18 protein-coding genes and 2 rRNA genes are annotated in these 25688 nt (G+C 69.3%); 12 read left to right on the top strand and 8 right to left on the bottom strand.

All coding sequences use genetic code 11. The features are described 5' to 3' along the window. Positions 1 to 153 precede the first annotated feature (153 nt). Together OG410_RS17475 and rrf are read left to right on the top strand one after the other, a co-directional pair. Positions 154 to 3274: ribosomal RNA gene (locus tag OG410_RS17475) — 23S ribosomal RNA — on the top strand. An 89-nt stretch (positions 3275 to 3363) separates the two neighbouring features. After that, positions 3364 to 3480, top strand: a 5S ribosomal RNA gene (rrf, locus tag OG410_RS17470). A gap of 174 nt (positions 3481 to 3654) precedes the next feature. Here the strand turns inward: rrf and OG410_RS17465 are convergent. Genes OG410_RS17465 through OG410_RS17445 form a run of 5 tightly spaced genes read right to left on the bottom strand, consistent with a single transcriptional unit; the run spans position 3655 to position 9244 of the window. Further along, positions 3655 to 4965 (bottom strand): DUF58 domain-containing protein, encoded by a 1311-nt coding sequence (locus OG410_RS17465; protein WP_329300021.1) that lies wholly within the window; start codon positions 4963 to 4965, stop codon positions 3655 to 3657. Next, positions 4965 to 5972 carry an AAA family ATPase gene (locus OG410_RS17460; RefSeq protein WP_329300020.1) on the bottom strand — a complete coding sequence of 336 codons (1008 nt, stop codon included), beginning with the start codon at positions 5970 to 5972 and terminating at the stop codon, positions 4965 to 4967. Before OG410_RS17460 ends, OG410_RS17465 begins: the two co-directional genes overlap by 1 nt. Next, positions 5972 to 7162: a DUF4350 domain-containing protein gene (locus tag OG410_RS17455; RefSeq protein WP_329300019.1), complete on the bottom strand. Its 1191-nt coding sequence runs from the start codon at positions 7160 to 7162 to the stop codon at positions 5972 to 5974. Before OG410_RS17455 ends, OG410_RS17460 begins: the two co-directional genes overlap by 1 nt. Continuing rightward, positions 7159 to 7917 (bottom strand): DUF4129 domain-containing protein, encoded by a 759-nt coding sequence (locus OG410_RS17450; RefSeq protein ID WP_329300018.1) that lies wholly within the window; start codon positions 7915 to 7917, stop codon positions 7159 to 7161. The genes OG410_RS17455 and OG410_RS17450 overlap by 4 nt, the downstream gene beginning before the upstream one ends. Positions 7918 to 7921: 4 nt before the next feature. Continuing rightward, a complete protein-coding gene (locus OG410_RS17445) occupies positions 7922 to 9244 on the bottom strand; it encodes a glycerophosphoryl diester phosphodiesterase membrane domain-containing protein (protein WP_329300017.1) in 1323 nt (440 codons plus the stop codon). A 141-nt stretch (positions 9245 to 9385) separates the two neighbouring features. On the opposite strand from OG410_RS17445, the gene mtnA reads away from it, so the two are divergent. From mtnA to OG410_RS17410, 7 genes are all read left to right on the top strand, one after another. Next, positions 9386 to 10531, top strand: a complete 1146-nt coding sequence (gene mtnA / locus OG410_RS17440) for an S-methyl-5-thioribose-1-phosphate isomerase (protein ID WP_329300016.1) — start codon at positions 9386 to 9388, stop codon at positions 10529 to 10531. Positions 10532 to 10539: 8 nt separating this feature from the next. After that, the gene (gene mtrA / locus OG410_RS17435; protein ID WP_192582811.1) at positions 10540 to 11229 is read left to right on the top strand and encodes a two-component system response regulator MtrA; all 690 of its coding nucleotides are present in this window, start codon (positions 10540 to 10542) and stop codon (positions 11227 to 11229) included. Between the two features lies 1 nt (position 11230). Next, positions 11231 to 13315, top strand: coding sequence for an MtrAB system histidine kinase MtrB (gene mtrB / locus OG410_RS17430; RefSeq protein WP_329300014.1), 2085 nt, complete (start codon positions 11231 to 11233; stop codon positions 13313 to 13315). 43 nt (positions 13316 to 13358) lie between these two features. Continuing rightward, positions 13359 to 15149, top strand: a complete 1791-nt coding sequence (locus OG410_RS17425) for an LpqB family beta-propeller domain-containing protein (RefSeq protein WP_329300013.1) — start codon at positions 13359 to 13361, stop codon at positions 15147 to 15149. Between the two features lie 134 nt (positions 15150 to 15283). After that, positions 15284 to 16210, top strand: coding sequence for a ComF family protein (locus tag OG410_RS17420; protein ID WP_329300012.1), 927 nt, complete (start codon positions 15284 to 15286; stop codon positions 16208 to 16210). A 315-nt stretch (positions 16211 to 16525) separates the two neighbouring features. Further along, on the top strand, positions 16526 to 17218 hold the full coding sequence (gene hpf, locus OG410_RS17415; RefSeq protein WP_387308373.1) for a ribosome hibernation-promoting factor, HPF/YfiA family: 693 nt from the start codon (positions 16526 to 16528) through the stop codon (positions 17216 to 17218). Between the two features lie 205 nt (positions 17219 to 17423). Next, the gene (locus OG410_RS17410; RefSeq protein ID WP_328451810.1) at positions 17424 to 18170 is read left to right on the top strand and encodes a response regulator transcription factor; all 747 of its coding nucleotides are present in this window, start codon (positions 17424 to 17426) and stop codon (positions 18168 to 18170) included. A gap of 73 nt (positions 18171 to 18243) precedes the next feature. Here OG410_RS17410 and OG410_RS17405 read toward each other — a convergent pair whose 3' ends face one another. Together OG410_RS17405 and OG410_RS17400 are read right to left on the bottom strand one after the other, a co-directional pair. After that, positions 18244 to 19497: a winged helix-turn-helix domain-containing protein gene (locus tag OG410_RS17405; RefSeq protein WP_329300011.1), complete on the bottom strand. Its 1254-nt coding sequence runs from the start codon at positions 19495 to 19497 to the stop codon at positions 18244 to 18246. 160 nt (positions 19498 to 19657) lie between these two features. Then, on the bottom strand, positions 19658 to 20224 hold the full coding sequence (locus OG410_RS17400) for a GNAT family N-acetyltransferase (RefSeq protein ID WP_326787408.1): 567 nt from the start codon (positions 20222 to 20224) through the stop codon (positions 19658 to 19660). Between the two features lie 244 nt (positions 20225 to 20468). Between OG410_RS17400 and secA the strand changes: the two genes are divergently transcribed. Then, entirely contained in the window at positions 20469 to 23309 is a 2841-nt protein-coding gene (gene secA / locus OG410_RS17395; RefSeq protein ID WP_329300010.1) for a preprotein translocase subunit SecA, read from the top strand. Between the two features lie 133 nt (positions 23310 to 23442). Here the strand turns inward: secA and OG410_RS17390 are convergent, their stop codons facing one another. Next, positions 23443 to 24027, bottom strand: coding sequence for an Rv3235 family protein (locus tag OG410_RS17390; RefSeq protein WP_329300009.1), 585 nt, complete (start codon positions 24025 to 24027; stop codon positions 23443 to 23445). A gap of 345 nt (positions 24028 to 24372) precedes the next feature. On the opposite strand from OG410_RS17390, the gene OG410_RS17385 reads away from it, so the two are divergent. Together OG410_RS17385 and OG410_RS17380 are read left to right on the top strand one after the other, a co-directional pair. Continuing rightward, positions 24373 to 24888: a DUF6912 family protein gene (locus tag OG410_RS17385; protein ID WP_329300007.1), complete on the top strand. Its 516-nt coding sequence runs from the start codon at positions 24373 to 24375 to the stop codon at positions 24886 to 24888. Positions 24889 to 24947: 59 nt separating this feature from the next. Next, positions 24948 to 25613 (top strand): HAD family hydrolase, encoded by a 666-nt coding sequence (locus OG410_RS17380; protein ID WP_329300005.1) that lies wholly within the window; start codon positions 24948 to 24950, stop codon positions 25611 to 25613. Positions 25614 to 25688: the final 75 nt, after the last annotated feature.

The following is a 25688-nucleotide window of genomic DNA, read 5'->3' as shown; positions in this document are numbered from 1 at the left end:
AAGCGGTAAGAGTGTCGGGCACGCTGTTGGGTGTCTGAAGGTACGGCCGAAAAGGCTGCCTTCAGTGCCGGCCCCGGTGAAGCACCGCGTAAGTGGTGTGTGACGGGTGGTTGGTCGTTGTTTGAGAACTGCACAGTGGACGCGAGCATCTGTGGCCAAGTTTTTAAGGGCGCACGGTGGATGCCTTGGCACCAGGAACCGATGAAGGACGTGGGAGGCCACGATAGTCCCCGGGGAGCCGTCAACCAGGCTTTGATCCGGGGGTTTCCGAATGGGGAAACCCGGCAGTCGTCATGGGCTGTCACCCATACCTGAACACATAGGGTATGTGGAGGGAACGCGGGGAAGTGAAACATCTCAGTACCCGCAGGAAGAGAAAACAACCGTGATTCCGGGAGTAGTGGCGAGCGAAACCGGATGAGGCCAAACCTCAAGCGTGTGAGACCCGGCAGGGGTTGCGCTTGGGGGGTTGTGGGATCTCTCTTTCACAGTCTGCCGGCTGTGAGACGAGTCAGAAACCGTTGATGTAGGCGAAGGACATGCGAAAGGTCCGGCGTAGAGGGTAAGACCCCCGTAGTCGAAACATCAACGGCTCGTTTGAGAGACACCCAAGTAGCACGGGGCCCGAGAAATCCCGTGTGAATCTGGCGGGACCACCCGCTAAGCCTAAATATTCCCTGGTGACCGATAGCGGATAGTACCGTGAGGGAATGGTGAAAAGTACCGCGGGAGCGGAGTGAAATAGTACCTGAAACCGTGTGCCTACAAGCCGTGGGAGCGTCGGGCAAGCACTTGTGCTTGCCTCGTGACTGCGTGCCTTTTGAAGAATGAGCCTGCGAGTTTGCGGTGCGTTGCGAGGTTAACCCGTGTGGGGAAGCCGTAGCGAAAGCGAGTCCGAATAGGGCGATTCAGTAGCGCGCTCAAGACCCGAAGCGGAGTGATCTAGCCATGGGCAGGTTGAAGCGGCTGTAAGAGGTCGTGGAGGACCGAACCCACCAGGGTTGAAAACCTGGGGGATGACCTGTGGTTAGGGGTGAAAGGCCAATCAAACTCCGTGATAGCTGGTTCTCCCCGAAATGCATTTAGGTGCAGCGTCGTGTGTTTCTTGCCGGAGGTAGAGCACTGGATAGGCGATGGGCCCTACCGGGTTACTGACCTTAGCCAAACTCCGAATGCCGGTAAGTGAGAGCGCGGCAGTGAGACTGTGGGGGATAAGCTCCATGGTCGAGAGGGAAACAGCCCAGAGCATCGACTAAGGCCCCTAAGCGTACGCTAAGTGGGAAAGGATGTGGAGTCGCACAGACAACCAGGAGGTTGGCTTAGAAGCAGCCACCCTTGAAAGAGTGCGTAATAGCTCACTGGTCTAGTGATTCCGCGCCGACAATGTAGCGGGGCTCAAGCGTACCGCCGAAGTCGTGTCATTGCAGCGTATAGCCCCAACGGGTGTTGTGATGGGTAGGGGAGCGTCGTGTGCCGGGTGAAGCCGCGCCGGAAGGCAGTGGTGGACGGTTCACGAGTGAGAATGCAGGCATGAGTAGCGATACACACGTGAGAAACGTGTGCGCCGATTGACTAAGGGTTCCTGGGTCAAGCTGATCTGCCCAGGGTAAGTCGGGACCTAAGGCGAGGCCGACAGGCGTAGTCGATGGATAACCGGTTGATATTCCGGTACCCGCTGTGAAGCGTCAAACATCGAACCAGGCGATGCTAAGTCCGTGAAGCCGCCCCGGAGCCTTCGGGCAAAGGGGAGTGGTGGAGCCGACGGACCAGACCTGTAGTAGGTGAGTGATGGGGTGACGCAGGAAGGTAGTCCATCCCGGGCGGTGGTTGTCCCGGGGTAAGGGTGTAGGCCGTGTGATAGGCAAATCCGTCACACATCAAGGCTGAGACCTGATGCCGAGCCGATTGTGGTGAAGTGGATGATCCTATGCTGTCGAGAAAAGCCTCTAGCGAGTTTCATGGCGGCCCGTACCCTAAACCGACTCAGGTGGTCAGGTAGAGAATACCGAGGCGTTCGGGTGAACTATGGTTAAGGAACTCGGCAAAATGCCCCCGTAACTTCGGGAGAAGGGGGCCATCACTGGTGATCCGATTTACTCGGTGAGCTGGGGGTGGCCGCAGAGACCAGCGAGAAGCGACTGTTTACTAAAAACACAGGTCCGTGCGAAGCCGTAAGGCGATGTATACGGACTGACGCCTGCCCGGTGCTGGAACGTTAAGGGGACCGGTTAGTCACTCTTCGGGGTGGCGAAGCTGAGAACTTAAGCGCCAGTAAACGGCGGTGGTAACTATAACCATCCTAAGGTAGCGAAATTCCTTGTCGGGTAAGTTCCGACCTGCACGAATGGCGTAACGACTTCTCGACTGTCTCAACCATAGGCCCGGTGAAATTGCACTACGAGTAAAGATGCTCGTTTCGCGCAGCAGGACGGAAAGACCCCGGGACCTTTACTACAGTTTGATATTGGTGTTCGGTTCGGCTTGTGTAGGATAGCTGGGAGACTGTGAAGCTTGGACGCCAGTTCAGGTGGAGTCGTCGTTGAAATACCAGTCTGGTCGTGCTGGATGTCTAACCTGGGTCCGTGATCCGGATCAGGGACAGTGTCTGATGGGTAGTTTAACTGGGGCGGTTGCCTCCTAAAGAGTAACGGAGGCGCCCAAAGGTTCCCTCAGCCTGGTTGGCAATCAGGTGTTGAGTGTAAGTGCACAAGGGAGCTTGACTGTGAGACCGACGGGTCGAGCAGGGACGAAAGTCGGGACTAGTGATCCGGCGGTGGCTTGTGGAAGCGCCGTCGCTCAACGGATAAAAGGTACCCCGGGGATAACAGGCTGATCTTCCCCAAGAGTCCATATCGACGGGATGGTTTGGCACCTCGATGTCGGCTCGTCGCATCCTGGGGCTGGAGTCGGTCCCAAGGGTTGGGCTGTTCGCCCATTAAAGCGGTACGCGAGCTGGGTTTAGAACGTCGTGAGACAGTTCGGTCCCTATCCGCTGTGCGCGTAGGAATATTGAGAAGGGCTGTCCCTAGTACGAGAGGACCGGGACGGACGAACCTCTGGTGTGCCAGTTGTCCTGCCAAGGGCATGGCTGGTTGGCTACGTTCGGGAGGGATAACCGCTGAAAGCATCTAAGCGGGAAGCCTGCTTCGAGATGAGTATTCCCACCCCCTCGAGGGGTTAAGGCTCCCAGTAGACGACTGGGTTGATAGGCCAGATCTGGAAGCCCGGCAACGGGTGGAGGTGACTGGTACTAATAGGCCGAGGGCTTGTCCTCAGTTGCTCGCGTCCACTGTGTTGGTTCTGAAACCACGAACAACCCCACGTTTGTCACAGAGCGTGGTCTGGTTGACAGTTTCATAGTGTTTCGGTGGTCATAGCGTGAGGGAAACGCCCGGTTACATTCCGAACCCGGAAGCTAAGCCTCACAGCGCCGATGGTACTGCAGGGGGGACCCTGTGGGAGAGTAGGACGCCGCCGAACAAATTTTGAAGAAAACCCCCGGACCGGGGATACCGGTCCGGGGGTTTTCTGCGTTCCAGGGGTATTTCCCGTGAAGGTGTTTCCCGCGGGGGTACTTCTCGCGAGGATATTTCTCGGGCGTGAGAAAGGGGGCGGTCTCCTTCAGCCTTCTGTTCTTCTTCTGCAGGTCTTCTTTTACAGGCGGCCTGCGGACTTCAAGGCCAGATAGGCGTCCGCGAGGGCCGGCGCGAGGGCGTCCGGAGTCGCGTCGACGACGGTGACTCCGCGCCGCCGCAGCGTCTCCGCCGTGCGCTGACGTCCCGCCTCGGCCTGGGCCGCCGCCGCTGCCTCGTAGACCGCGTCGACGTCCCCCCGGGCCTTCGCCATGCGCGCGACGTGCGGGTCCGCGACCGATGCCAGCAGCACCGTGTGGCGCTGGGTGAGGCTGGAAAGCACAGGGAGCAGGCCCTCTTCGACAGGGGCCGCGTCGAGGGTCGTCAGGAGCACGATCAAAGAGCGTCGCGGGGCCGTACGCACGGCTGTCGCGGTCAGGCCGCGGGCATCCGTCTCGACGAGCTCCGGTTCGAGCCCGGCCATCGCGTTGACCAGGGACGGAAGGACGTCGCCCGCCGCACGGCCCTGGACCAGGGCACGTACTCGGCGGTCGTAGGCGAGGAGGTCCACGCGGTCGCCGGCACGGGAGGCCAGCGCGGCGAGGAGCAGGGCCGCGTCCATGGAGGCGTCGAGGCGGGGCGCGTCACCGACGCGGCCCGCCGAGGTGCGGCCGGTGTCGAGGACCAGAAGGATGTGACGGTCGCGCTCGGGACGCCAGGTGCGTACGGCGACCGTCGTTCGGCGAGCCGTGGCGCGCCAGTCGATGGACCGGGTGTCGTCACCGGGAACGTACTCGCGCAGACTGTCGAACTCCGTGCCCTCACCGCGCGTCAGCACACTGGTGCGGCCGTCGAGTTCGCGGAGCCGGGCCAGTTTGGAAGGGAGGTGCTTCCGACTGGTGAAAGGCGGCAGGACGCGTACGGCCCAGGGAACTTCGTGGCTGCCCTGACGGGAGAACAGACCGAGCGGGCCGAACGAGCGGATCGTGACACGGTCGGCCCGGCGGTCACCGCGGCGCGTGGGGCGCAGACGGGTCGTCAGACGGCGGCGTTCGCCGGCGGGGACCGTCAGACGGTGACGGGAGGCCTCGACCTCCGTGCCGGGTTCCCAACTGCTGGGCGGCCAGGCGTCGCGGAGGTGTGCGCGCAGCGGTCGGCCGGAGGGATTGGTGACCGTGAGCGTGACGTCCGCGGATTCGCCGAGGCGCACCGAGGTGTCCCCGGAGCGGGTCAGGCCCAGGCGTCGTACGGGAGCCGCGAGGGCGGCGTCGCAGGCGCAGGCCAGGGCCAGGGGGACGTTCACGGCGAGGATGCCTGTCCAACCGGGTCCCCAGATGCCGACGGGGATCGCTCCCAGGGCCGCCAGGAGGGCGGCGCGTCCGGTGAGTGCCATCAGCGGGGGACGGGGACGTGGGTGAGGATCGCGTTGATGACGGAGTCGGCCGTCACGCCCTCCATCTCGGCTTCGGGGCGGAGTTGCACGCGGTGGCGCAGGGTCGGCAGGGCCAGGGCTTTGACGTCGTCGGGGATGACGTAGTCGCGGCCGGTCAGCCAGGCCCAGGCGCGGGCCGTGGCGAGCAGGGCCGTCGCGCCGCGCGGGGAGACGCCGAGGGTGAGCGACGGCGATTCGCGGGTCGCGCGGCACAGGTCGACGACGTAGCCGGTGATCTCGGGGGAGACCGCTGTCTTGGCGACCGCCGCGCGGGCGGCTTCGAGGTCGGCGGGGCCGGCCACCGGACGCAGGCCCGCGGCGCGCAGGTCGCGGGGGTTGAAACCCTCGGAGTGGCGCGTGAGGACGTCGATCTCGTCCTGGCGGGAGGGCAGCGGGATCGTCAGTTTGAGCAGGAAGCGGTCCAGTTGGGCTTCCGGGAGGGGATAGGTGCCCTCGTACTCGACCGGGTTCTGGGTCGCGGCGACCAGGAAGGGCTCGGGGAGCGGTCGGGGTGTGCCGTCGACGGTGACCTGGCGTTCCTCCATCGCCTCCAAAAGCGACGCCTGGGTCTTGGGAGGCGTGCGGTTGATCTCGTCGGCGAGCAGGAGATTGGTGAAGACCGGGCCGGGCTGGAAGGAGAACTCGGCGGTGCGGGCGTCGTAGACGAGTGAGCCGGTGATGTCGCTCGGCATGAGGTCGGGGGTGAACTGGACGCGCTTGGTGTCGAGTTCCAGCGCGGACGCGAGGGCGCGGACGAGCAACGTCTTGGCCACCCCGGGGACTCCTTCGAGGAGAACGTGTCCGCGGCAGAGGAGGGCGACGACGAGGCCGGTCACAGCGGGGTCCTGGCCGACCACGGCTTTGGCGATCTCGGCGCGCAGGGCTTCCAGGGAGGAGCGGGCGGTGTCCGCGTCCCCGGTGTACCCGGCGTACCCGGCGTACCCGGCGTTGTCAGTGGTCGGGTCCATCATGAAATGCGTACCTCTCTTTCGAGGGCGTCGAGTTGGTCGGCGAGTGAGACGAGGGCCGCGTCGTCGCGGGGCGGCGGCCCGAAGAGGAGCGGGAGCAGGGCCTGTGAGTCGCCGTCGACGTGGGCGGCCAGGGCGGGGAGCAGGGTCTCGGGCGCGTGGGCCTGGGCCGGGGGTGCGCCGATGAGGGGGGCGAGGCGGGTGCGGGTGGCGGAGCGCAGAGCGGCGGCCGCGCGGTCGCGGGCGGACGCCTTGCGGTAGAGCCGGGCGCGGCCTTCTGCGGTTTCGGAGGCGCGGATCGCGACGGGAAGCCGTTCGGGTACGAGGGGGCCCATGCGGCGTGCCCGCCACAGTGCTGCCACGCCGGCCGCGATGAAGAGCTGGAGTGTGCCCCAGAGCCAGCCGGAGGGGAGCAGGTCGAAGAAGCTCTGGTCGCCCGCGTCGGTGGCCGAGTCGTCGGAGAGCGAGGGGAGGTACCAGATCAGATGGGTGCGGGAGCCGAGGAGTTGGAGCGCGAGCGAGGCGTTGCCCTGCTCGTCGAGACGGTCGTTGAAGAGGATGTCGGGGGCGCCGAGGACGACGGTGTCGCCGCTTCCGGAGCGTGCCGGAACGCGCAGGAGCGTGGGCAGTCCGTCGCTCGGGTAGCAGGTGTCGGCGTTCGGATCGGTGGTGCTGTAGCGGATGCCGCCCGTGTCGGCGCTGCCCGCCCGTCGGGCGGCGGGCAGACCGCAGCGGGGGGAGAGCGTGGAGTCGAAGCCGACCGCGGGATCGGCGGTGACTTCGGGGGCGAGGGTGCCGAGGGAGGGCGGTCCGGGCGAGATCAGGACCGTACGGCCGCCGGAGCGCTCCGTCGCCGTCCGCAGAAGGCTCTGTTGACGCTTGGTCAGCAGATCGGGGGACGCGACCAGCAGGGTGGTGTCGGGGCCCGCCGCGGAGGCCGCCTCGCCGAGAGTGGTGACCAGACGTGTGGAGACCCCCTGGTCGGCGAGGAGTCGGGCGACGGCCCGGCTGCCGGAGGGGTCCGCGGAGCGCGGGTCGAGGCGGCCGTGCCGGGCGTCCGAGCGGACCGCGGCTATCGCCACCGCGGCCGCGAGCAGGAGGACGAGCGCGAGGACGATTCCGCGCGCGCGGGTCCACAACTGCCGGGTGGTGGGCGAGGACGAGGTGGAGGCGAGGCCGGCCTCGGTCATGAGGCGGCCCCCTGGCGGCTGTCGCGGGCCGTGTTCCGGTGCGTGCCGGGGGCGTTGTCCGTGAGTACGGGCCTCGTGCGCTCCAGGTCGCGGTCGAGTTCGGTGAGGCGCTGGTACGCGCGTGGGTCGCCGGATCGGCCGCCGTACGTGATGTCGTCGAACTCGCGTGCCGAGGCGCGCAGCCGGTCGGTGTGGGAGGGCAGGGAGCGGCTTGCCTCCGCGGCGGCCTCGTCGGCCGTGCGGCCGGGGCGCGGATCGAGCAGGGCGCGTTCCTCCAGGGATCGCACGACGGCGCGCATGCGTTCCTGGACCGCCTGGTTCCAGTGGCCCTGGGCGGCGTGTGCCTCGGCGGCGGCGCGGTGTTCGGCGGCGCTTCTGGGGCGGTTGTCGAAGAGGGTGGCGGACGAGGCCCGGGTGCGATGCGGAGTGCCCAGGCGCCACCACAGGGCGGCCACGACCGCCGCGGCCGTGAGGACGATGACGACGAGTCCGAGCGTTCCGCCGGGTGTCGCGGCCGAAGCGGCGCCGAACAGTCTGTCGACCCAGTCCCAGAAGGCGTTCAGGGCGCGTTGGACGAGGCCGGGGTCGTTCTCGTGGTACATCCGCTTGGACAGTTCGCGTCTGGCCGCCTCCCGTGCGGCCTCGCGCGGCGTGGTCACCGGTGGTGTGTCGCTCCGGGACAGCGCGAGGACCGTTGTCGCACCGGTGTGCGGCCCCGCGAGTACCGCCGTGAGAACTCCCCCCGCCCCGTTCACCGCATCAACTCCCTGGTGTGGTGCCGGTGGTTCCGGAGGCCACGCTGCCGTAGTCCTGGAGGCCGGCGGCTCGGGCCAGGTCGAGGTCGAGGGCCTCGCGGCGGATGCGCCGGTCGATGTACAGGAGCACCGTGACGCCCGCGGTGATCGGGAAGGTGATCATCGATCCGATCACCGAGCCGATGCCGCTGACGATGAGATAGGTCCAGCCGAGATCGCCGCCGGAGCTGTCGAGGAAGCCGGTCAAGCCGTCGCCGCTCAGTGCGGCGGCGAGGACGGCGAAGGGGATCACGACGATCGACTCCACGATGAAGGCGATGATCGCGGCGAGGAGCTGGATGCCGAACACCCGCCACCAGGAGCCGCGGACGAGTTTCGCGGAGCGGCGCATCGACTTCGCGATGCTCTGCTTCTCCAGCATCAGGGCGGGGGAGGCGAGCGAGAAGCGGACCATCAGCCAGAGGGTGACGACACCTGCGGCCAAGGCGCCGAAGACGGCGAGCGTGAAGCCGGCCTCGGCCGAGCCGCCCGCCATCACGAGCAGACCCGGCAGTGCGCCGGCGGTGAGGATCGCGACGGCGATGAGCGGGAGCAGCAGCGTCAGGCCGAACAGCCTGGCGAGCCGGGGACGGGCGTCCCGCCACGCCTCGCCCGTGGTCACCGGCTTGCCGATCACGGCGCGACTGGTCACCGAGGTGAGCAGGGCCGTCGCGACGATGGTGCCGAGCAGGGTGACGAGCAGGACGAGACCGGAGCCGAGAAGGGCGTCGCCCATGGCCCGGCTCAGCTCGCCGACGGTGGCGCTGGGGTCGTTGAGCGCCTCCGTGTCGGTGCTGTCCAGGACGAAGCCCTGGACCAGGATGATGGCGACCTGCGTGACGACGGCGACGGCCAGCGAGATGCCGAGGACGGTGCGCCAGTAGGCGCGCATGGTCGAGACGGCGCCGTCCAGGATCTCGCCGACGCCGAGCGGGCGCAGCGGGATCACGCCGGGCTTGGCGGCGGGCGCCTGTGCGCCCCAGCCGCCGGGACCTCCGGGAGCGCCCTGTCCGGGGCCTCCCCAGCCGCCGTATCCACCGCCCTGGCCGCCCGGCGGACGGCCGCCCCAGCCCGGGCCGGGCGCGGGGGGCGGCGGGGCCTGCGCGGGCCCCTGCGGGGCGGGCGCGGACCACTGACCGGGCGGGGGCTGTTCCTTGGACCACTTCGACGGCTGCTCGGGCGGGTTCGCTCCGTCCTGGTCCGCGGGTCGCGGGGTGCCGGACGAGTCCGGCGTCTCTTCGCCGGAGGGGGCGGATCCGGGCGACGCCCAGCCCGGAGTGTCGTTCATCGTCGCTCCTTCACGGTGCCCGGCCCGCGGTCGCGGCGGCAGGTCGACAGCCATCGTGTCATGGCGTGCCCGGCAACGGTCGGGCCCCCGTATGGGCTGCACACCTTCAATTGTCCGCCGGGTACGGGGCAGACTGGGCGAATGGCCGATCAGTACGCGCAACCCCGCCAGGACAGCGGGCCGACGGAGATACCCGCGATCCGCTGGCACGAGCCGCCCGAAGGCCCTGTGGTGGTCCTTCTCGATCAGACGAGGCTTCCCGCGGAGGAGGTCGAGCTGGTGTGCACGGACGCGCCCGCGCTGGTGGAGGCGATCCGTACGCTCGCGGTGCGAGGGGCTCCGCTGCTCGGGATCGCCGGGGCGTACGGCGTCGCGCTCGCCGCCGTACGCGGATTCGACGTGGAGGAGGCCGCCCACGCGCTGGCCGGTGCCAGGCCGACCGCCGTGAATCTCGCGGTCGGTGTGCGCCGGGCGCAGGCGGCCCACCGGGCGGCGCTGTCCGCGGGCGGGGACGAGGCGGCCGCCGCGTCGGCGGCCCTCGGCGCGGCGCGGGCGCTGCACCGCGAGGACGCCGAGGCGAGCTCGCGCATGGCCGGGCGCGGGCTGGCACTGCTCGACGAGCTGCTGCCGGGCGGCGGCCACCGGGTGCTCACGCACTGCAACACGGGTGCGCTGGTGTCCGGCGGTGAGGGAACCGCGTTCGCGGTGGCGCTCGCCGCGCACCGGGCGGGGCGGCTGCGGCGGCTCTGGGTGGACGAGACGCGGCCCTTGCTCCAGGGTGCCCGTCTGACGGCCTACGAGGCCGCTCGCAGCGGAATGGCCTACACCCTGCTCACGGACAGCGCGGCGGGCTCGCTGTTCGCGGCCGGGGAGGTGGACGCGGTGCTGATCGGGGCCGACCGCATCGCCGCCGACGGTTCGGTGGCGAACAAGGTGGGGAGCTATCCGCTCGCGGTGCTTGCCAGGTACCACCACGTGCCGTTCATCGTGGTGGCGCCGGTCACGACGATCGATCAGGACACGCCCGACGGTGCATCCATCGAGGTCGAGCAGCGCGCGGGTCATGAAGTGACGGAGATCGCGGCTCCGCAGGTGCCGGTGGTGGGTGTGGAGCCGGGAAGGGGTATACCTGTGGCACCCCTGGGGACCCAGGCGTACAACCCGGCGTTCGACGTGACGCCGCCGGAGTTGATCACGGCGATCGTCACCGAAGAGGGCGTTGTTTCGCCCGTGACGGCTGAGGCTCTCGCCGAGCTGTGTGACTTGTCACGCCAGGTAACGATTTAGTTAATGGGATGATGTCGTTTATGAAGGGACGAGTCCTTGTCGTCGATGACGACACCGCACTGGCCGAGATGCTCGGCATCGTGTTGCGTGGTGAAGGTTTTGAGCCGTCTTTCGTAGCCGATGGTGACAAGGCGCTGGCCGCTTTCCGCGACGCCAAGCCCGACCTGGTGCTCCTGGACCTCATGCTGCCCGGAAGGGACGGCATCGAGGTGTGCCGCCTGATCAGGGCGGAGTCCGGGGTGCCGATCGTGATGCTCACGGCGAAGAGCGACACCGTCGATGTCGTGGTCGGCCTCGAATCGGGCGCCGACGACTACATCGTGAAGCCGTTCAAGCCGAAGGAGCTGGTGGCGCGGATCAGGGCGCGGCTGCGCCGTTCGGAGGAACCGGCACCCGAGCAGCTGTCGATCGGCGATCTCGTCATCGACGTGGCCGGTCACTCTGTGAAGCGGGAAGGCATGTCGATCGCGCTGACGCCGCTGGAGTTCGACCTGCTGGTCGCTCTGGCGCGCAAGCCGTGGCAGGTGTTCACGCGTGAGGTCCTCCTGGAGCAGGTGTGGGGCTACCGGCACGCGGCGGACACCCGTCTGGTCAACGTGCACGTCCAGCGACTGCGCTCCAAGGTCGAGAAGGACCCGGAGCGCCCGGAGATCGTGGTGACCGTTCGAGGCGTCGGATACAAGGCAGGACCGAGCTGACATGTCATGGGACAGTGCCGCTTCGGCGTCCGCTGAGCTGGGGGATCGTTCGGGGCGGCCTGTCGGCCGGAAAATGAAGGGCTCCCGCTGGGAGCGGTTCTTCGAAGGAGGGCTGCTCCAGGGCGGGGTCCAGGGCAGTCCGGTTCTCCGGCTGCTCATACGCTGGGTGCGCCGTCCGCTGCTGCCCGTGATGCGGCTGTGGCGGCGCAACATCCAGCTCAAGATCGTCGCGACGACGCTGCTGATGTCGATGGGCGTCGTCCTGCTTCTCGGCTTCGTCGTGATCGGGCAGGTGCGCAACGGTCTGCTCGACGCCAAGGTGAGGGCCTCGCAGAGCCAGGCCACCGGCGGTTTCGCCGTGGCCAAGCAGCAGGCGGACGCGGCGGCGACGGCGAACGGCGACGACGGCACGGCCGCCGACGGCCGCCCGTCCAAGAACGTCAGCCAGTGGATGACCGACCTCGTCGTGTCCCTGTCCAGTGGCGGGCAGGGCGCGTTCGACGTGGTGACGCTCAACTCCACCGCCGCGGGCGACGGCAGCGGCGGCCTCGCACCGCGGTCCTCGGGCCAGGTCGACTCGACGGTGAGCGTCCCCGAGAACCTGCGTGGCCGGCTCGACGAGGGCACCTCGGCGGCGCAGAGCTACACCCGTGTCGTCTACAAGGACGGCAAGCAGTCCCAGCCGGCACTGGTCATCGGCAAGCGGGTCAGCGACCCCAACGGGGACGCGTACCAGCTCTACTACCTCTTCCCGCTGACGCAGGAGGAGAAGTCGCTGAGCCTGGTCAAGGGCACCCTCGCGACGGCCGGGCTGTTCGTCGTGGTGCTCCTCGGGGCCATCGCCTGGCTCGTGGTGCGCCAGGTCGTCACACCGGTGCGGATGGCGGCCGGGATCGCCGAGCGGCTCTCCGCCGGACGCCTCCAGGAACGTATGAAGGTCACCGGCGAGGACGACATCGCGCGCCTCGGCGAAGCCTTCAACAAGATGGCGCAGAACCTCCAGCTCAAGATCCAGCAGCTCGAGGACCTCTCCCGGATGCAGCGGCGGTTCGTCTCCGACGTGTCGCACGAACTGCGCACACCGCTGACCACCGTGCGGATGGCCGCCGACGTCATCCACGACGCGCGCGTGGACTTCGACCCGGTGACCGCGCGGTCGGCCGAGCTCCTCGCCGACCAGCTCGACCGCTTCGAGACGCTCCTCGCCGACCTGCTGGAGATCAGCCGGTTCGACGCGGGCGCGGCGGCGCTGGAGGCCGACGCCATCGACCTCAGGGAAGTCGTACGACGGGTGGTCGGCGGAGCCGAGCCGCTCGCCGAGCGCAAGGGAACGCGCATACGCGTGGTCGGCGACCAGCAGCCGCTGATAGCCGAGGCGGATGCCCGGCGGGTCGAGCGGGTGCTGCGCAACCTCGTCGTCAACGCCGTGGAGCACGGCGAGGGCAAGGACGTCGTCGTCAAGCTCGCCGCCGCGGGCGGAGCGGTCGCGATCGCGGTCCGCGACTACGGCGTCGGGCTCAAGCCCGGCGAGGCGACCCGGGTGTTCAGCCGCTTCTGGCGGGCAGACCCGGCACGCGCGCGTACCACCGGCGGCACGGGTCTGGGGCTGTCCATCGCCCTGGAGGACGCGCGGCTGCACGGCGGCTGGCTGCAGGCCTGGGGCGAGCCGGGCGGTGGTTCGCAGTTCCGGCTGACCCTGCCGCGGACGGCGGACGAGCCCCTCAGGGGATCACCGATACCCCTGGAACCCAAGGATTCCCGGCGCAACCGCGGACTCGACGACGCCGGTCTGCCGCACGGCGGAGCCACGAAGCGCGCCACGGTCCCGGTGCAGCAGGCCGGGTCCGCGGCGGATCGGATACCGCCGCCAGGGGCCATGGCCCCGCGGCTGGCCGGGGTCTCGCCCACGGCCGATCCGACGGCGCTGCCGGGCAACGGCGCTCGTGTGGTGCCCCGGCCCGCCGGGGCGCCGCGCCGCCAGGAGGAGACATCCGGCACCGGCCGGGAACGGACCGCGCATGAGCGGGGGCGGGACGGCGAGACGCCGGAGGAGCTCGGACATGGGGAGGCATTTCGTGGGCGCTGACCGCGGGGGGAACGGCGTCCGCGGACGCCGTTCGGTGAGCGTCATGGTGTATGCCGGTTGTGGAGTCCTGCTGCTGGCGGGGTGCGCCTCGATGCCGGACAGCGGGGATCTGCGCGGGGTGGAGTCCACCCCGCGCCAGGACTCGCAGGTTCGCGTCTACGCCGTGCCGCCGCATCCCGGCGCCTCGGCGGCGGAGATCGTCCAGGGTTTCCTGGAGGCGCTGACCAGCGACGACGCCAAGTACGAGACGGCCGGCAAATACCTCACCGACAGTGCGCGCAAGACGTGGGACCCCTACCGTTCGACGACGGTCCTCGCGGACGCGCCGGAACCCGTGGGAGCGCCCTCGGGGACCAAGGAAGGCAGTCGTGACGTCCTGTTCCGGCTGAACGGCAGCAAGGTCGCCACCGTGGACGCCCGGCACGCCTACGGGCCGGACTCCGGCCAGTACAGCGGATCGGTGCATCTGACCAAGCTGAAGAGCAACAAGCAGTGGCGTATCGACGGGCTGCCGCAGGGCGTCGTGATGGGCACGTCGGACTTCCAGCGCAACTACGTGTCCGTGAACAAGTACTACTACGCGTCGAACGGGACCTCCGGAAACGGCCGTCCCCTGGGGACCGTCGCCGACCCGGTCTTCGTGCGCGCGCAGGTGGATCCGATGACGCAGATCGTGCGCGCCCTCCTGAAGGGCCCCACGAGCTGGCTGAACCCGGTGGTCAGGTCGAGCTTCCCCTCGGGCACGGAACTGAAGAACGGCGATGTGTCGCTGTCGCCCGACGACCGCAACAGCGTCACCGTGCCGCTGAACGCGAGGGCCGACCGGGTCGGAAGCCCCCAGTGCAGGAAGATGGCGGCCCAGATCCTGCTCACCCTCCGGAACCTGACGCCCACCGGCGTCGACGAGGTGGAGCTCCAGAGGTCGAACGGCTCGCAGCTGTGCGTGCTGACCAAGGCCAAGGCCGAGAGCGTCGCCTCGCACGGCACGGGCGAGCACCCGGAGTACCAGTACTTCATCGATCACGACCAGCGGCTCGTACGGATGCCCGGTGGCAACAGCGACAAGAAGCCCGAGCCGGTGCCCGGTGCGCTGGGCGAGGGCGGCAAGAAGCTGCGGGCCGCCGCGGTGTCGCGGGACGAGGGCACCGCCGCCGGGGTGTCGGCCGACGGCCGGAACCTGTACGTCGGGTCGCTGGTGCCGGGCGGTTCGCTCGCCGAGCCGGTGGTGAGCAGCCAGGGCAAGACGGCCGACGACCGGCTGACGGCGCCCAGCTGGGACGCGCACGGCGATCTGTGGGTCGCCGACCGCGACCCGAAGAACCCCAGACTGATTCTGCTGCGCAAGGGCGCGGGCGAGCCCGTCGTCGTGCAGGCACCGGAGGTCGACGGGCGCGTCGAGGCGGTGCGGGTGGCCGCCGACGGTGTGCGCGTCGCGCTGATCGTCGAGAAGGACGGCAGGAGCTCGCTCCAGATCGGGCGCATCGAGCGGTCCGAGTCCGGCGAGCCCGACGGCGCGTACATCGTCGAACCGCGTTCCGTCGCGCCCCAGCTGGAGGAGGTCACGGCCATGTCCTGGGCCGGGGACAGCCGCCTCGTGGTGGTCGGCAGCGAGAAGGGCGGTGTGCAGCAGATGCGGTACGTCCAGGTCGACGGTTCCACCCCGCTGGGCACCTCGCCCTCCGCGCTGGCCAACGTCAAGGAGATCGCGGCGTCGGAGGACGAGCAGCTGCCTCTCGTGGCGCACTCGGAGGCGGACGGGATCGTGCGGCTGTCGGCGGGCGAGCAGTGGCAGAAGGTGGTCCAGGACGGGACGGCGCCGGTCTACCCCGGGTAGAGCCGTGTGCGTCCGCGGTGGGCCCGTCCGGTTTCCGGGCGGGCCCACCGCCGTTTCGGGACTGTCCACAGGCGGTTCCCCAGGCTTTTCCACAGGGGTGGCCGAGCGGTCCGGCCGTTGGCACAGTGGTGGCCATGCGGGGGTGGTGGCGGGACCTCACGGATCTGGTGCTGCCGGCCGAGTGCGGAGGCTGCGGGAGGCCTCGCACGGTGCTCTGTCCCGAGTGCCGTGCCGCCCTGACAGGGGCCGCTCCGTGCCGGGTGCGACCGGTGCCCGAGCCGGCGGGGCTGTCCGTGGTGCACGCGGCGGCTCCCTACGGGGACGAGGTGCGGGCCATGCTCCTCGCCCACAAGGAACGGGGTGCGCTGGCGCTGGCGGCACCCCTGGGCGTGGCCCTCGCGGGGGCTGTGCGGGCAGGTCTGGAGCCCGCGGTACGTCCTGGTCAGGCTGGTCGGCCCGCGGCTTCGCAGGGGCCGCAGGGGTTCGGGAAGGGGGACGTGCGGGGAGAGCGGGAGAGGGCGGACACCCTTGGAGCGGCGGTCCGGGCGGCCGGGGCGGGGCACGGGCCCGTGCTGCTCGTGCCCGTGCCGTCGGCGCGGCGAGCGGTCCGGGCGCGGGGGCACGATCCGACGCGGCGGATCGCGCTCGCGGCGGCGCGGGAGCTGCGGCGTACCGGAACGCCGGCCCGGGTGCTCGGTGTGCTGCGGCAGAAGCGTGCCGTGGCTGACCAGTCGGGGCTGAACTCCCGCCAGCGGGCGGTGAATCTGGCGGGCGCTCTGGAGGTCGTCGCCGGTGGCGGGAAGATGCTGGCCGAAGGAGAGCGGGTCGTGCTGGTGGACGACCTGATGACCACCGGGGCGTCGTTGGCGGAGGCGGCGCGGGCGGTGCGGGCGGCGCAGTCGGGTGTGCGGGCGCTGCGGTGGACGGGTGAGAGGACGGGACGGGCGGAGGTGTACAGGCGAATCCCGGGTAGGGAGCAGGCCGGAGGAAGGAGTGGTGCGACGGTCGGTTCGGCCGTGATCGCGGCACCGCCGGACGCCTTCGAAATAAACCGGAACTGACCGAGAACTTGCATCGTTGCAGGTAATAAGAGGGTCAATTCACCTGAACGGAGGTACGTATCAGTAGAGGGTGACGACATCCGTCCGGGCGAGATATGTTCGGTTGTGAGGCAATGGCGCAGGCCGTACCTCGCGCGTCCGAGTGCCGAGGCATCACTTTCCGGCAATCACCCGCATCGGTGGGGTGGAGATCTTGTCCTTGGGGGAGGAGGAGGTGAAAGTCACCGAGTCCGAGGTTCCGGGGCTCACCGGAGCCTGGTGCAAAAGGGAGATGCTCCGCCAGTGGAGCGGGGCTATCCGGGAACGGAGTTCTGCGTGGACATCGTCGTCAAGGGCCGCAAGACCGAGGTGCCCGAGCGGTTCCGCAAGCACGTGGCCGAGAAGCTGAAGCTGGAGAAGATCCAGAAGCTCGATGGCAAGGTGATCAGCCTCGACGTCGAGGTGTCCAAGGAGCCCAACCCCCGACAGGCCGACCGCAGTGACCGGGTGGAGATCACGCTCCACTCCCGCGGGCCGGTGATCCGGGCGGAGGCGGCGGCAAGCGACGCGTATGCAGCACTCGACCTGGCCGCGGACAAGCTCGAGGCCCGGCTGCGCAAGCAGCACGACAAGCGCTACACCCGCCGTGGCAACGGCCGGATCTCGGCGGCCGAGGTCGCCGACGTCGTCCCGGGGGCCGCGACCCTGAACGGCAGCGGTGACGTCGTCCACGACGAGGAGCCGGACGCCGTACCCACCAAGAAGATCGGCTCTCTCGAGATCATGGGCGAAGGCCCCTGTGTCGTCCGGGAGAAGACCCACGTGGCCGCACCGATGACGCTCGACCAGGCGCTCTACGAGATGGAGCTGGTCGGGCACGACTTCTACCTCTTCGTCGACTCCGAGACGAAGGAGCCCAGCGTCGTCTACCGGCGCCACGCGTACGACTACGGGGTCATCCACCTCAACACGGACCCGATGGTCACCCAGGCCGGAGCGGACGCGCCGGGTGGCGCGCTCGGCGGCTGACCGTCCCCGGTGACGGATGAGCCGGTGCCCCTGGAGCGCGAGTGCGCCCCCAGGGGCACCGGTGTGCGACCACTTCACGTCCCGCTCCGTCACCCCGCCGCCGTGCGGACATGGAATCATGGCCGCACCGGCCCAACCGGTGGGTCGTTGCCTTGGGTTGGCGATGCCGCGGAAACACAGGCCACGGCCTTCAGGGGGAGGAACGATGGCGGACAGCTTCGGACCGATGCGTGCCGGCGACACCGGCGGCGGAGTCGCCGCATCCGGCCCGGACGGGGGCTCTTCACGCAAGGAGCCCATCAGGGTCCTTGTCGTGGACGACCACGCTCTCTTCCGCCGCGGTCTGGAGATCGTCCTCGCGGCCGAGGAGGACATCCAGGTCGTCGGTGAGGCGGGGGACGGCGCGGAGGCGGTCGACAAGGCCGCCGACCTGCTGCCCGACATCGTGCTGATGGACGTACGGATGCCCAAGCGCGGCGGTATCGAGGCGTGCACCTCCATCAAGGAGGTGGCCCCCAGCGCGAAGATCATCATGCTGACGATCAGCGACGAGGAGGCCGACCTCTACGACGCGATCAAGGCGGGGGCGACCGGGTACCTCCTCAAGGAGATCTCCACGGACGAGGTGGCCACCGCCATCCGCGCGGTCGCCGACGGGCAGTCGCAGATCAGTCCGTCGATGGCGTCGAAACTCCTCACCGAGTTCAAGTCGATGATCCAGCGCACGGACGAGCGCCGGCTGGTGCCCGCGCCGCGGCTCACCGACCGCGAGCTGGAGGTCCTCAAGCTGGTGGCCACGGGGATGAACAACCGTGACATCGCCAAGGAGCTGTTCATCTCCGAGAACACCGTGAAGAACCACGTACGCAACATCCTGGAGAAGCTGCAACTGCACTCCAGGATGGAGGCCGTGGTCTACGCGATGCGAGAGAAGATCCTCGAGATCCGCTAGGCGCCGGCCCCGGGCGCCGCGAGGTGCCCGCCCGACGATTCCGCCAGGCGCCGTCCGACGGCTTCGCCGGACGTCACCCCAGGATGCGCACGAGCTCCGCGGCCAGCGGTTCGCGCAGGTCCGGGGCGTCCACCCGCTCGACCCGGACATCCGTGCAGTCCACCCAGTCCGCGGCCTCCGCCAGGGCCTGGGCCACCGCCGGGACCGCCTTCGCGCCGTCCAGGGTGACCTGTCTGGCGACCAGCGTGCGGCCCTCGCGCGCCGGGTCGACCCGGCCGACGAGCCGGCCACCGGCGAGGACCGGCATCGCGAAATAGCCGTGGACCCGCTTCGGCTTGGGCGTGTACGCCTCCAGGCGATGCGTGAAATCGAAGATCCGCTCCGTGCGCGCCCGCTCCCAGACGAGTGAGTCGAACGGCGACAGCATTGTCGTGCGGTGACGGCCGCGCGGGACCGTCTCCAGCGCCGCCGGGTCCGCCCACGCGTCTGCGGCCGGTCTTGATCCCGGGCTCCCCGCGCCGCCCTTCCCGGCCGCGGCCCTGCCCCAGCCCTCCACCGTCACGGGGACCAGCCCCGAGTCACCGATCACCGCGTCGACCTGATCCAGTTTGAGGCGGTGGTAGTCGGCGATGTCCGCGCGCGTGCCGACGCCGAGGGACTGTCCGGCCAGGCGGACGAGACGGCGCAGGCACTCCCCGTCGTCCAGCTCGTCGTGCAGCAGCGCCTTCGGGATGGCACGCTCCGCGAGGTCGTAGACCCGCTTCCAGCCGCGACGCTCCACGCACACCACCTCGCCGTACATCAGCGCGCGCTCGACGGCCACCTTCGTGCCCGACCAGTCCCACCACTCGCTGGTCTTCTTCGCCCCGCCCAAGTCCGTGGCCGTCAGGGGGCCTTCGGCGCGCAGCTGCTTGAGGACCTGGTCGTAGGTGCCGTCGGGCAGGTCGTGGTTCCAGTGCGGGCGGGCGCGGTAGGCGCGGCGGCGGAACGCGAAGTGGGGCCATTCCTCCACGGGCAGGATGCAGGCCGCGTGCGACCAGTACTCGAAGGCGTGCGGTGCCGGGGGTGTGTCGGAGGGCGGTGCCGACGTCCAGTACGCCTGCTCCACGGTCTTGCGGCCGACGGCGCCGAGCCGGGCGTACGGAATCAGTTCGTGGGAGCGGGCGAGGACGGAGATCGTGTCGAGCTGGACCGCGCCGAGGTGCCGCAGGACTCCGCGGACGCCCGCCCTGCGGTCCGGGGCGCCCAGGAAACCCTGCGCCCGCAGAGCGATGCGGCGGGCTTCGTCCGCGGAGAGTTCGGTGGTGGGACGCGGGAGACTCGTCATGCCCACACGTTAGGCGGTGCCACTGACAACCGGGGCGCCCACGGAGGGACCGCGGCGGCGCGAGCGCGGGACCCGGGCCCGGGGTCCCTGCCCGGGATCCGCTCCGGGACCCGGGCCCGGGGTCCCTGCCCGGGATCCGCTCCGGGACCCGTCACGGTGCTCACCTGGCCGGCAGGTACGGCGCCGTCGACGGGAGGCCCAGGTCCGAGGGAAGCAGCGAACCCACCCAGCAGTCCCTGCGTACGCCCTTGTTGTTGACGGCGGAGCGGAGGGTCCCCTCGATGGTGAAGCCGGCACGTTCGGCGACCGCGCGGGACCCGGTGTTGCCGACCTCGGCGCGCCATTCGACGCGGTCGACGGACAGGTCGGTGAAGGCCCAGCGGGAGGCGGCGACGGTGGCTTCGACGATGTAGCCGTTGCCGCGGTGCTCCTTCGTCGCCCAGTAACCCACCTCGCCGACGCCGAGGGAGCGCATGGTGATCGAGAGCATGCCCGCCAGCTCCCCGGAGGGGAGGAAGACACCGAAGGCGAAGGCCGAGCCGTCCACCCAGCCCTCGGGCACGATCTGGTCCGTGAAACCCGACGCGTGCTCGCGCAGATAGGGCGACGGGATCGTGGTCCAGCGCTGGATGTCGGGATCCTGGGCGGCCTCGAAGACGGCGTCGGTGTCGTCCACGCCCACGGCGCGCAGGACGAGACGATCGGTGGTCAGCGTGACGGGGTCCATCGGCCGATTCTGCTCGGGCAAACGAAAGGACGCCATTCCTTTGCCCTGGGTGACGGGTTCGCTACTTTTCGCTGTGCGAACGCGGCACCTTCGGCAACCCCGGTCCGTTGTCCTGGTGGCTGTCACCGGCAGACCTCCCGGCGCGGTGTGGTCCTCGCTTACGATGGCCGTTGCTCAAGCTGTGATTTGAAACTGTCATTGAAACCGACCGTCCCAGGCCCGACCGGCAAGGAGACAAACCCCCGTGTCCGTCCTCTCGAAGATCATGCGTGCAGGCGAAGGCAAGATCCTGCGCAAACTGCACCGCATCGCGGACCAGGTCAACTCCATCGAAGAGGACTTCGTCGACCTCTCCGACGCCGAGCTGAGGGCCCTCACCGATGAGTACAAGCAGCGGTACATCGACGGCGAGAGCCTCGACGACCTGTTGCCCGAGGCCTTCGCGACCGTCCGTGAGGCGGCCAAGCGTGCCCTTGGCCAGCGGCATTACGACGTGCAGATGATGGGTGGCGCCGCGCTCCACCTCGGCTATGTAGCGGAGATGAAGACCGGTGAGGGCAAGACGCTCGTCGGCACCCTGCCCGCGTACCTGAACGCTCTCTCCGGCAAGGGCGTCCACCTCATCACGGTCAACGACTACCTGGCCGAGCGCGACTCCGAAATGATGGGCCGCGTCCACAAGTTCCTCGGGCTCGAGGTCGGCTGCATCCTCGCCAACATGACTCCGGCCCAGCGCCGCGAGCAGTACGCGTGCGACATCACGTACGGCACGAACAACGAGTTCGGCTTCGACTACCTGCGCGACAACATGGCGTGGTCCCAGGACGAGCTCGTCCAGCGCGGCCACAACTTCGCGATCGTCGACGAGGTCGACTCGATCCTTGTCGACGAGGCCCGCACGCCGCTGATCATCTCCGGCCCGGCCGACCAGGCCACCAAGTGGTACGGCGACTTCGCCAAGCTGGTCACCCGCCTGAAGAAGGGCGAGCCCGGCAACCCCCTGAAGGGCATCGAGGAGACCGGCGACTACGAGGTCGACGAGAAGAAGCGCACCGTCGCCATCCACGAGCCCGGCGTCGCCAAGGTCGAGGACTGGCTGGGCATCGACAACCTCTACGAGTCGGTGAACACCCCGCTCGTCGGTTACCTGAACAACGCCATCAAGGCCAAGGAACTGTTCAAGAAGGACAAGGACTACGTCGTCATGGACGGCGAAGTCATGATCGTCGACGAGCACACCGGCCGTATCCTCGCCGGCCGCCGCTACAACGAGGGCATGCACCAGGCGATCGAGGCGAAGGAAGGGGTGGACATCAAGGACGAGAACCAGACGCTCGCCACGATCACCCTCCAGAACTTCTTCCGCCTCTACAAGCGTCACGACCACAACGACAAGGAAATGCCCGGTCTCTCCGGCATGACCGGTACGGCGATGACGGAGGCCGCCGAGTTCCACCAGATCTACAAGCTCGGCGTCGTCCCGATCCCGACCAACCGGCCGATGGTCCGCAAGGACCAGTCCGACCTGATCTACCGCACCGAGGTCGCGAAGTTCGAGGCGGTCGTCGACGACATCGTCGAGAAGCACGAGAAGGGCCAGCCGATCCTCGTCGGTACGACGTCGGTCGAGAAGTCCGAGTACCTCTCGCAGCAGCTCTCCAAGCGCGGTGTCCAGCACGAGGTGCTGAACGCCAAGCAGCACGACCGGGAGGCGACGATCGTCGCCCAGGCCGGCCGCAGGGGTGCCGTCACGGTCGCCACGAACATGGCTGGCCGTGGTACGGACATCAAGCTCGGCGGCAACCCCGACGACCTCGCCGAGGCGGAGCTGCGTCAGCGCGGCCTCGACCCCGAGGAGCACATCGAGGAGTGGGCGCACGCCCTGCCCGCCGCCCTGGAGCGGGCCGAGAAGGCGGTGAAGGCGGAGTTCGAGGAGGTCAAGGACCTCGGCGGGCTCTACGTCCTCGGCACGGAGCGCCACGAGTCGCGGCGTATCGACAACCAGCTGCGCGGTCGTTCCGGCCGTCAGGGCGACCCGGGTGAGTCCCGTTTCTACCTCTCCCTGGGCGACGACCTGATGCGTCTGTTCAAGGCGCAGATGGTCGAGCGCGTGATGTCGATGGCGAACGTGCCGGACGACGTGCCGATCGAGAACAAGATGGTCACGCGTGCCATCGCGTCCGCCCAGTCGCAGGTCGAGCAGCAGAACTTCGAGACCCGCAAGAACGTCCTGAAGTACGACGAGGTGCTCAACCGGCAGCGCGAGGTCATCTACGGCGAGCGCCGCCGCGTCCTGGAGGGCGAGGACCTCCAGGATCAGATCCGGCACTTCATGGACGACACCATCGACGCCTACATCGAGGCCGAGACCGCCGAGGGCTTCGCCGAGGAGTGGGACCTCGACCGGCTGTGGGGCGCCTTCAAGCAGCTCTACCCGGTGAAGGTCACCGTCGACGAGATGGAGGAGGAGGCCGGCGACCGCGCCGGTCTGACCGCCGAGTTCATCTCCGAGTCCATCAAGGACGACATCCACGACCAGTACTCGGCCCGCGAGGAGCAGCTCGGCTCCGAGATCATGCGTGAGCTGGAGCGCCGGGTCGTGCTGTCGGTCCTGGACCGCAAGTGGCGTGAGCACCTCTACGAGATGGACTATCTCCAGGAGGGCATCGGCCTGCGTGCGATGGCCCAGAAGGACCCGCTGGTCGAGTACCAGCGCGAGGGCTTCGACATGTTCAGCGCCATGATGGACGGCATCAAGGAGGAGTCCGTCGGCTACCTGTTCAACCTGGAGGTCCAGGTCGAGCAGCAGGTCGAGGAGGTCCTGGTCGAGGACTCCGCGCCGTCCCTGGCCAAGCAGGAAGCCGTTCCCGCGGGCGCGGGGCGTCCCGAGATCCGCGCCAAGGGTCTTGACGCGCCGCAGCGGCCGGACCGGCTGCACTTCTCCGCGCCGACCGTGGACGGCGAGGGCGGCATCGTCGAGGGCGACTTCGCCAACGACGAGCCGGTGCGCTCCGAGGCGGACGGCCTCACGCGCGCGGAGCGCCGCAAGGCGCAGAAGGGTGGCGTGCGCCGCCGCAAGAAGTGAGTGAGTGTCGCGGGCGGCGGGCGACCGCCGCCGCGCGCGACCGATGACATGGCAGGGGCCGGACACCAGGTGTCCGGCCCCTGCCATGTTCCGGGCCCGTGACATGGGCCGGATGCCGGTGCGGCGGTGGTGTTCAGTCGGTGGGGCGGGGTGTGCGGGGGCCGCCGAGCTCGATCGCGGTGCAGCGCCAGCGGAGGTCGGGGCCCTGCTCCAGCCGGAAGGCCATGGCGCGGAGCTGGTCGCCGGCGCCGATGCGGGCGAAGGCCTCGACGGCGCCGGGGCGCGCGACGTAGTAGCCGATGTCCCGGACGACGGGGCGCGTGCCGCGGGTACGCAGGGGGCCGCGCTCGGCGAGCCTGACCAGTTCGTCGTAGGCCCGGCCCGCGGTGTGGCGCAGCATGCAGTGGACGGGTCGGGCACCGCTCAGCACGGCCAGCAGACGCTCGGCGAAGACGTCGGTGGGGCGGGGCCGCGGAGCGGGGCCCGCGGGCGTTTCGTGAGCCGTCGTGGCGAGCGCCCCGGCCTCGCCCCGCGGCAGGGCGCCGGCGGAGGGCGTGGGGGACGGGCTCGTGTCCTGGGGTGGGGTGCCACCCGGGCGCCTCGCGGGGGTGCCCGTGCCCGGGGTGCGCGGTGGGGCGCCGCCGGGGCGGCGGGAGTCCTGACGGCCGGGCGGGCGGGTGCCCGGGTGGCGCCTGGTCCTGGTCATCACCTTGTTCATGCGTCGTCCCCGCTCGTCGTCCGGACCGGTGATACCGGTCGGTAACTTTCGTGTCGGGGATCTTGTACGAGCCGGGAAGGTGCCTGCGCAAGGACGCAGGGCGCGCGCCGCGCCCTCGGGAGAGTTCACCTATCAGGATTGCGGGGAGGGGCGGAACCCTTGGCGGCCAAGGGGAGTACCGGGTGAATCGCGGGCGTGGGGTGGACGCCGCGGAGGGCGCGGCCGGGACCTCGAAAGGGGACGCCCGCACGTATCCTGAGGGCCCTCCCCAAGGCGCGGGACCGCCCTCCCCGGAGTGCTCGCACCGCGTGACCCTCGGAGCCCCGACTACGAAAGCGGCCAGCCATGCGCGTCTACGTCCCCCTGACCCTCTCCGGTCTCGCCGAGGCGTACAAGACGGGAGAGCTGGAGACGGGACCGTTCGTCGCGTACGCCGTCACGCCCGCCCTGCGCGAGTGGTATCTCTCCGACGACATCGAGGAACTGGAGTACGCGGCGCTGAGCCGAGCCGCGCTGGCCTCGCTGCGGCTCCTGGCGGCCGATCCCCAGGCCGTGCGGCGCCGGGTCGTGGTCGCGGTCGACGTTCCGGACCGGGCCGCGGCCGCCGACCCCGACCGGGGGCTCGATCCCGCGGCGCTCGGCGAGGTGCGGGTCTCCCAGGACGTGACCCTGGCCAAGGCGGCCGCCGTGCACGTCGACGCGACCGACGCCGAGACGGACGTGACCGCGGCCGCGGCGGCGCTGGGTGCGGCCGAGGCCGGGGACGACGACGCCCAGTTCGTCGTCGACGGGGCCGATGACCACGAGCTGCTGTGGTTCGCCACGCAGGAGATCCCCGGCCTGGTCGGACTCGGGGAGTAGCCGCCCGGTCTCCGCCCCGCGATGAGGTGTTGTCGGTGGCGGCGGGTACTTTTCTCGGTATGGGGAAGCAAGGAAGCGCGCACATTGTCTGGGACTGGAACGGCACGCTGTTCCACGACAATGACGCGATCATCGGGGCGACGAACGCGGCCTTCGCGGAGCTGGGTCTTGAGCCGATCACCCTGGAGCGGTACCGGGCGATGTACTGCGTGCCCGTGCCGAGGTTCTACGAGCGGCTGATGGGCCGGCTGCCCACGGACACCGAGTGGCAGATCATGGACGACACCTTCCACCGGTACTACGCCGAGCACCGCAGAGCGTGCGGGCTCACCGCCGGAGTGCCCGCGCTGCTCTCCGGGTGGGAGGCGGCGGGCCGCAGCCAGTCCCTCCTGAGCATGTACGGGCACGAGGAGCTGGTCCCGCTGGTGCGGGGCTTCGGGATCGAGCCGCACTTCGTCCGGGTCGACGGACGGACCGGGCCCTCGGGCGGCAGCAAGGCCGAGTACATGGTGCGCCACCTCGGCGCCCTCGCGGGTGTCGAACCGGCCCGCGTGGTGGTGATCGGCGACGCGGTGGACGACGCGACGGCCGCACGGCATGTCGGCGCCGGGGCCGTCCTCTACACCGGGGGCTCCCACAGCCGCGCCAGCCTGGAGGAGGCCGGCGTTCCCGTGGTGGACAGCCTGGAGGAGGCGGTCGAGGAGGCCGGCAGGCTGGCGGCCTGAGGCCCCTGCCCGCCTCCCGGACCGCTCGCCGGAGTGCCGTGCCGGGCAGCTCGCCGGAGGGCGGACCGTGCGCGT

The sequence above is a fragment of the Streptomyces sp. NBC_00659 genome, assembly GCF_036226925.1.
Classification (GTDB): domain Bacteria; phylum Actinomycetota; class Actinomycetes; order Streptomycetales; family Streptomycetaceae; genus Streptomyces.
The sequence above is the reverse complement of the archived record's forward strand: the minus strand, read 5'-3'. Positions and strand labels throughout refer to the sequence as shown.

Coding starts and splice junctions, on each gene's coding strand:
- OG410_RS17465 (WP_329300021.1), bottom strand. CDS start 4,965: ATGGCACTCACCGGACGCGCCGCCCTCCTGGCGGCCCTGGGAGCGATC.
- mtnA (WP_329300016.1), top strand. CDS start 9,386: ATGGCCGATCAGTACGCGCAACCCCGCCAGGACAGCGGGCCGACGGAG.
- OG410_RS17390 (WP_329300009.1), bottom strand. CDS start 24,027: ATGAACAAGGTGATGACCAGGACCAGGCGCCACCCGGGCACCCGCCCG.
- OG410_RS17410 (WP_328451810.1), top strand. CDS start 17,424: ATGGCGGACAGCTTCGGACCGATGCGTGCCGGCGACACCGGCGGCGGA.
- OG410_RS17385 (WP_329300007.1), top strand. CDS start 24,373: ATGCGCGTCTACGTCCCCCTGACCCTCTCCGGTCTCGCCGAGGCGTAC.
- OG410_RS17445 (WP_329300017.1), bottom strand. CDS start 9,244: ATGAACGACACTCCGGGCTGGGCGTCGCCCGGATCCGCCCCCTCCGGC.
- OG410_RS17405 (WP_329300011.1), bottom strand. CDS start 19,497: ATGACGAGTCTCCCGCGTCCCACCACCGAACTCTCCGCGGACGAAGCC.
- OG410_RS17380 (WP_329300005.1), top strand. CDS start 24,948: ATGGGGAAGCAAGGAAGCGCGCACATTGTCTGGGACTGGAACGGCACG.
- OG410_RS17420 (WP_329300012.1), top strand. CDS start 15,284: ATGCGGGGGTGGTGGCGGGACCTCACGGATCTGGTGCTGCCGGCCGAG.
- OG410_RS17400 (WP_326787408.1), bottom strand. CDS start 20,224: ATGGACCCCGTCACGCTGACCACCGATCGTCTCGTCCTGCGCGCCGTG.
- OG410_RS17455 (WP_329300019.1), bottom strand. CDS start 7,162: ATGACCGAGGCCGGCCTCGCCTCCACCTCGTCCTCGCCCACCACCCGG.
- mtrB (WP_329300014.1), top strand. CDS start 11,231: ATGTCATGGGACAGTGCCGCTTCGGCGTCCGCTGAGCTGGGGGATCGT.
- OG410_RS17460 (WP_329300020.1), bottom strand. CDS start 5,972: ATGGACCCGACCACTGACAACGCCGGGTACGCCGGGTACGCCGGGTAC.
- OG410_RS17425 (WP_329300013.1), top strand. CDS start 13,359: ATGGTGTATGCCGGTTGTGGAGTCCTGCTGCTGGCGGGGTGCGCCTCG.
- mtrA (WP_192582811.1), top strand. CDS start 10,540: ATGATGTCGTTTATGAAGGGACGAGTCCTTGTCGTCGATGACGACACC.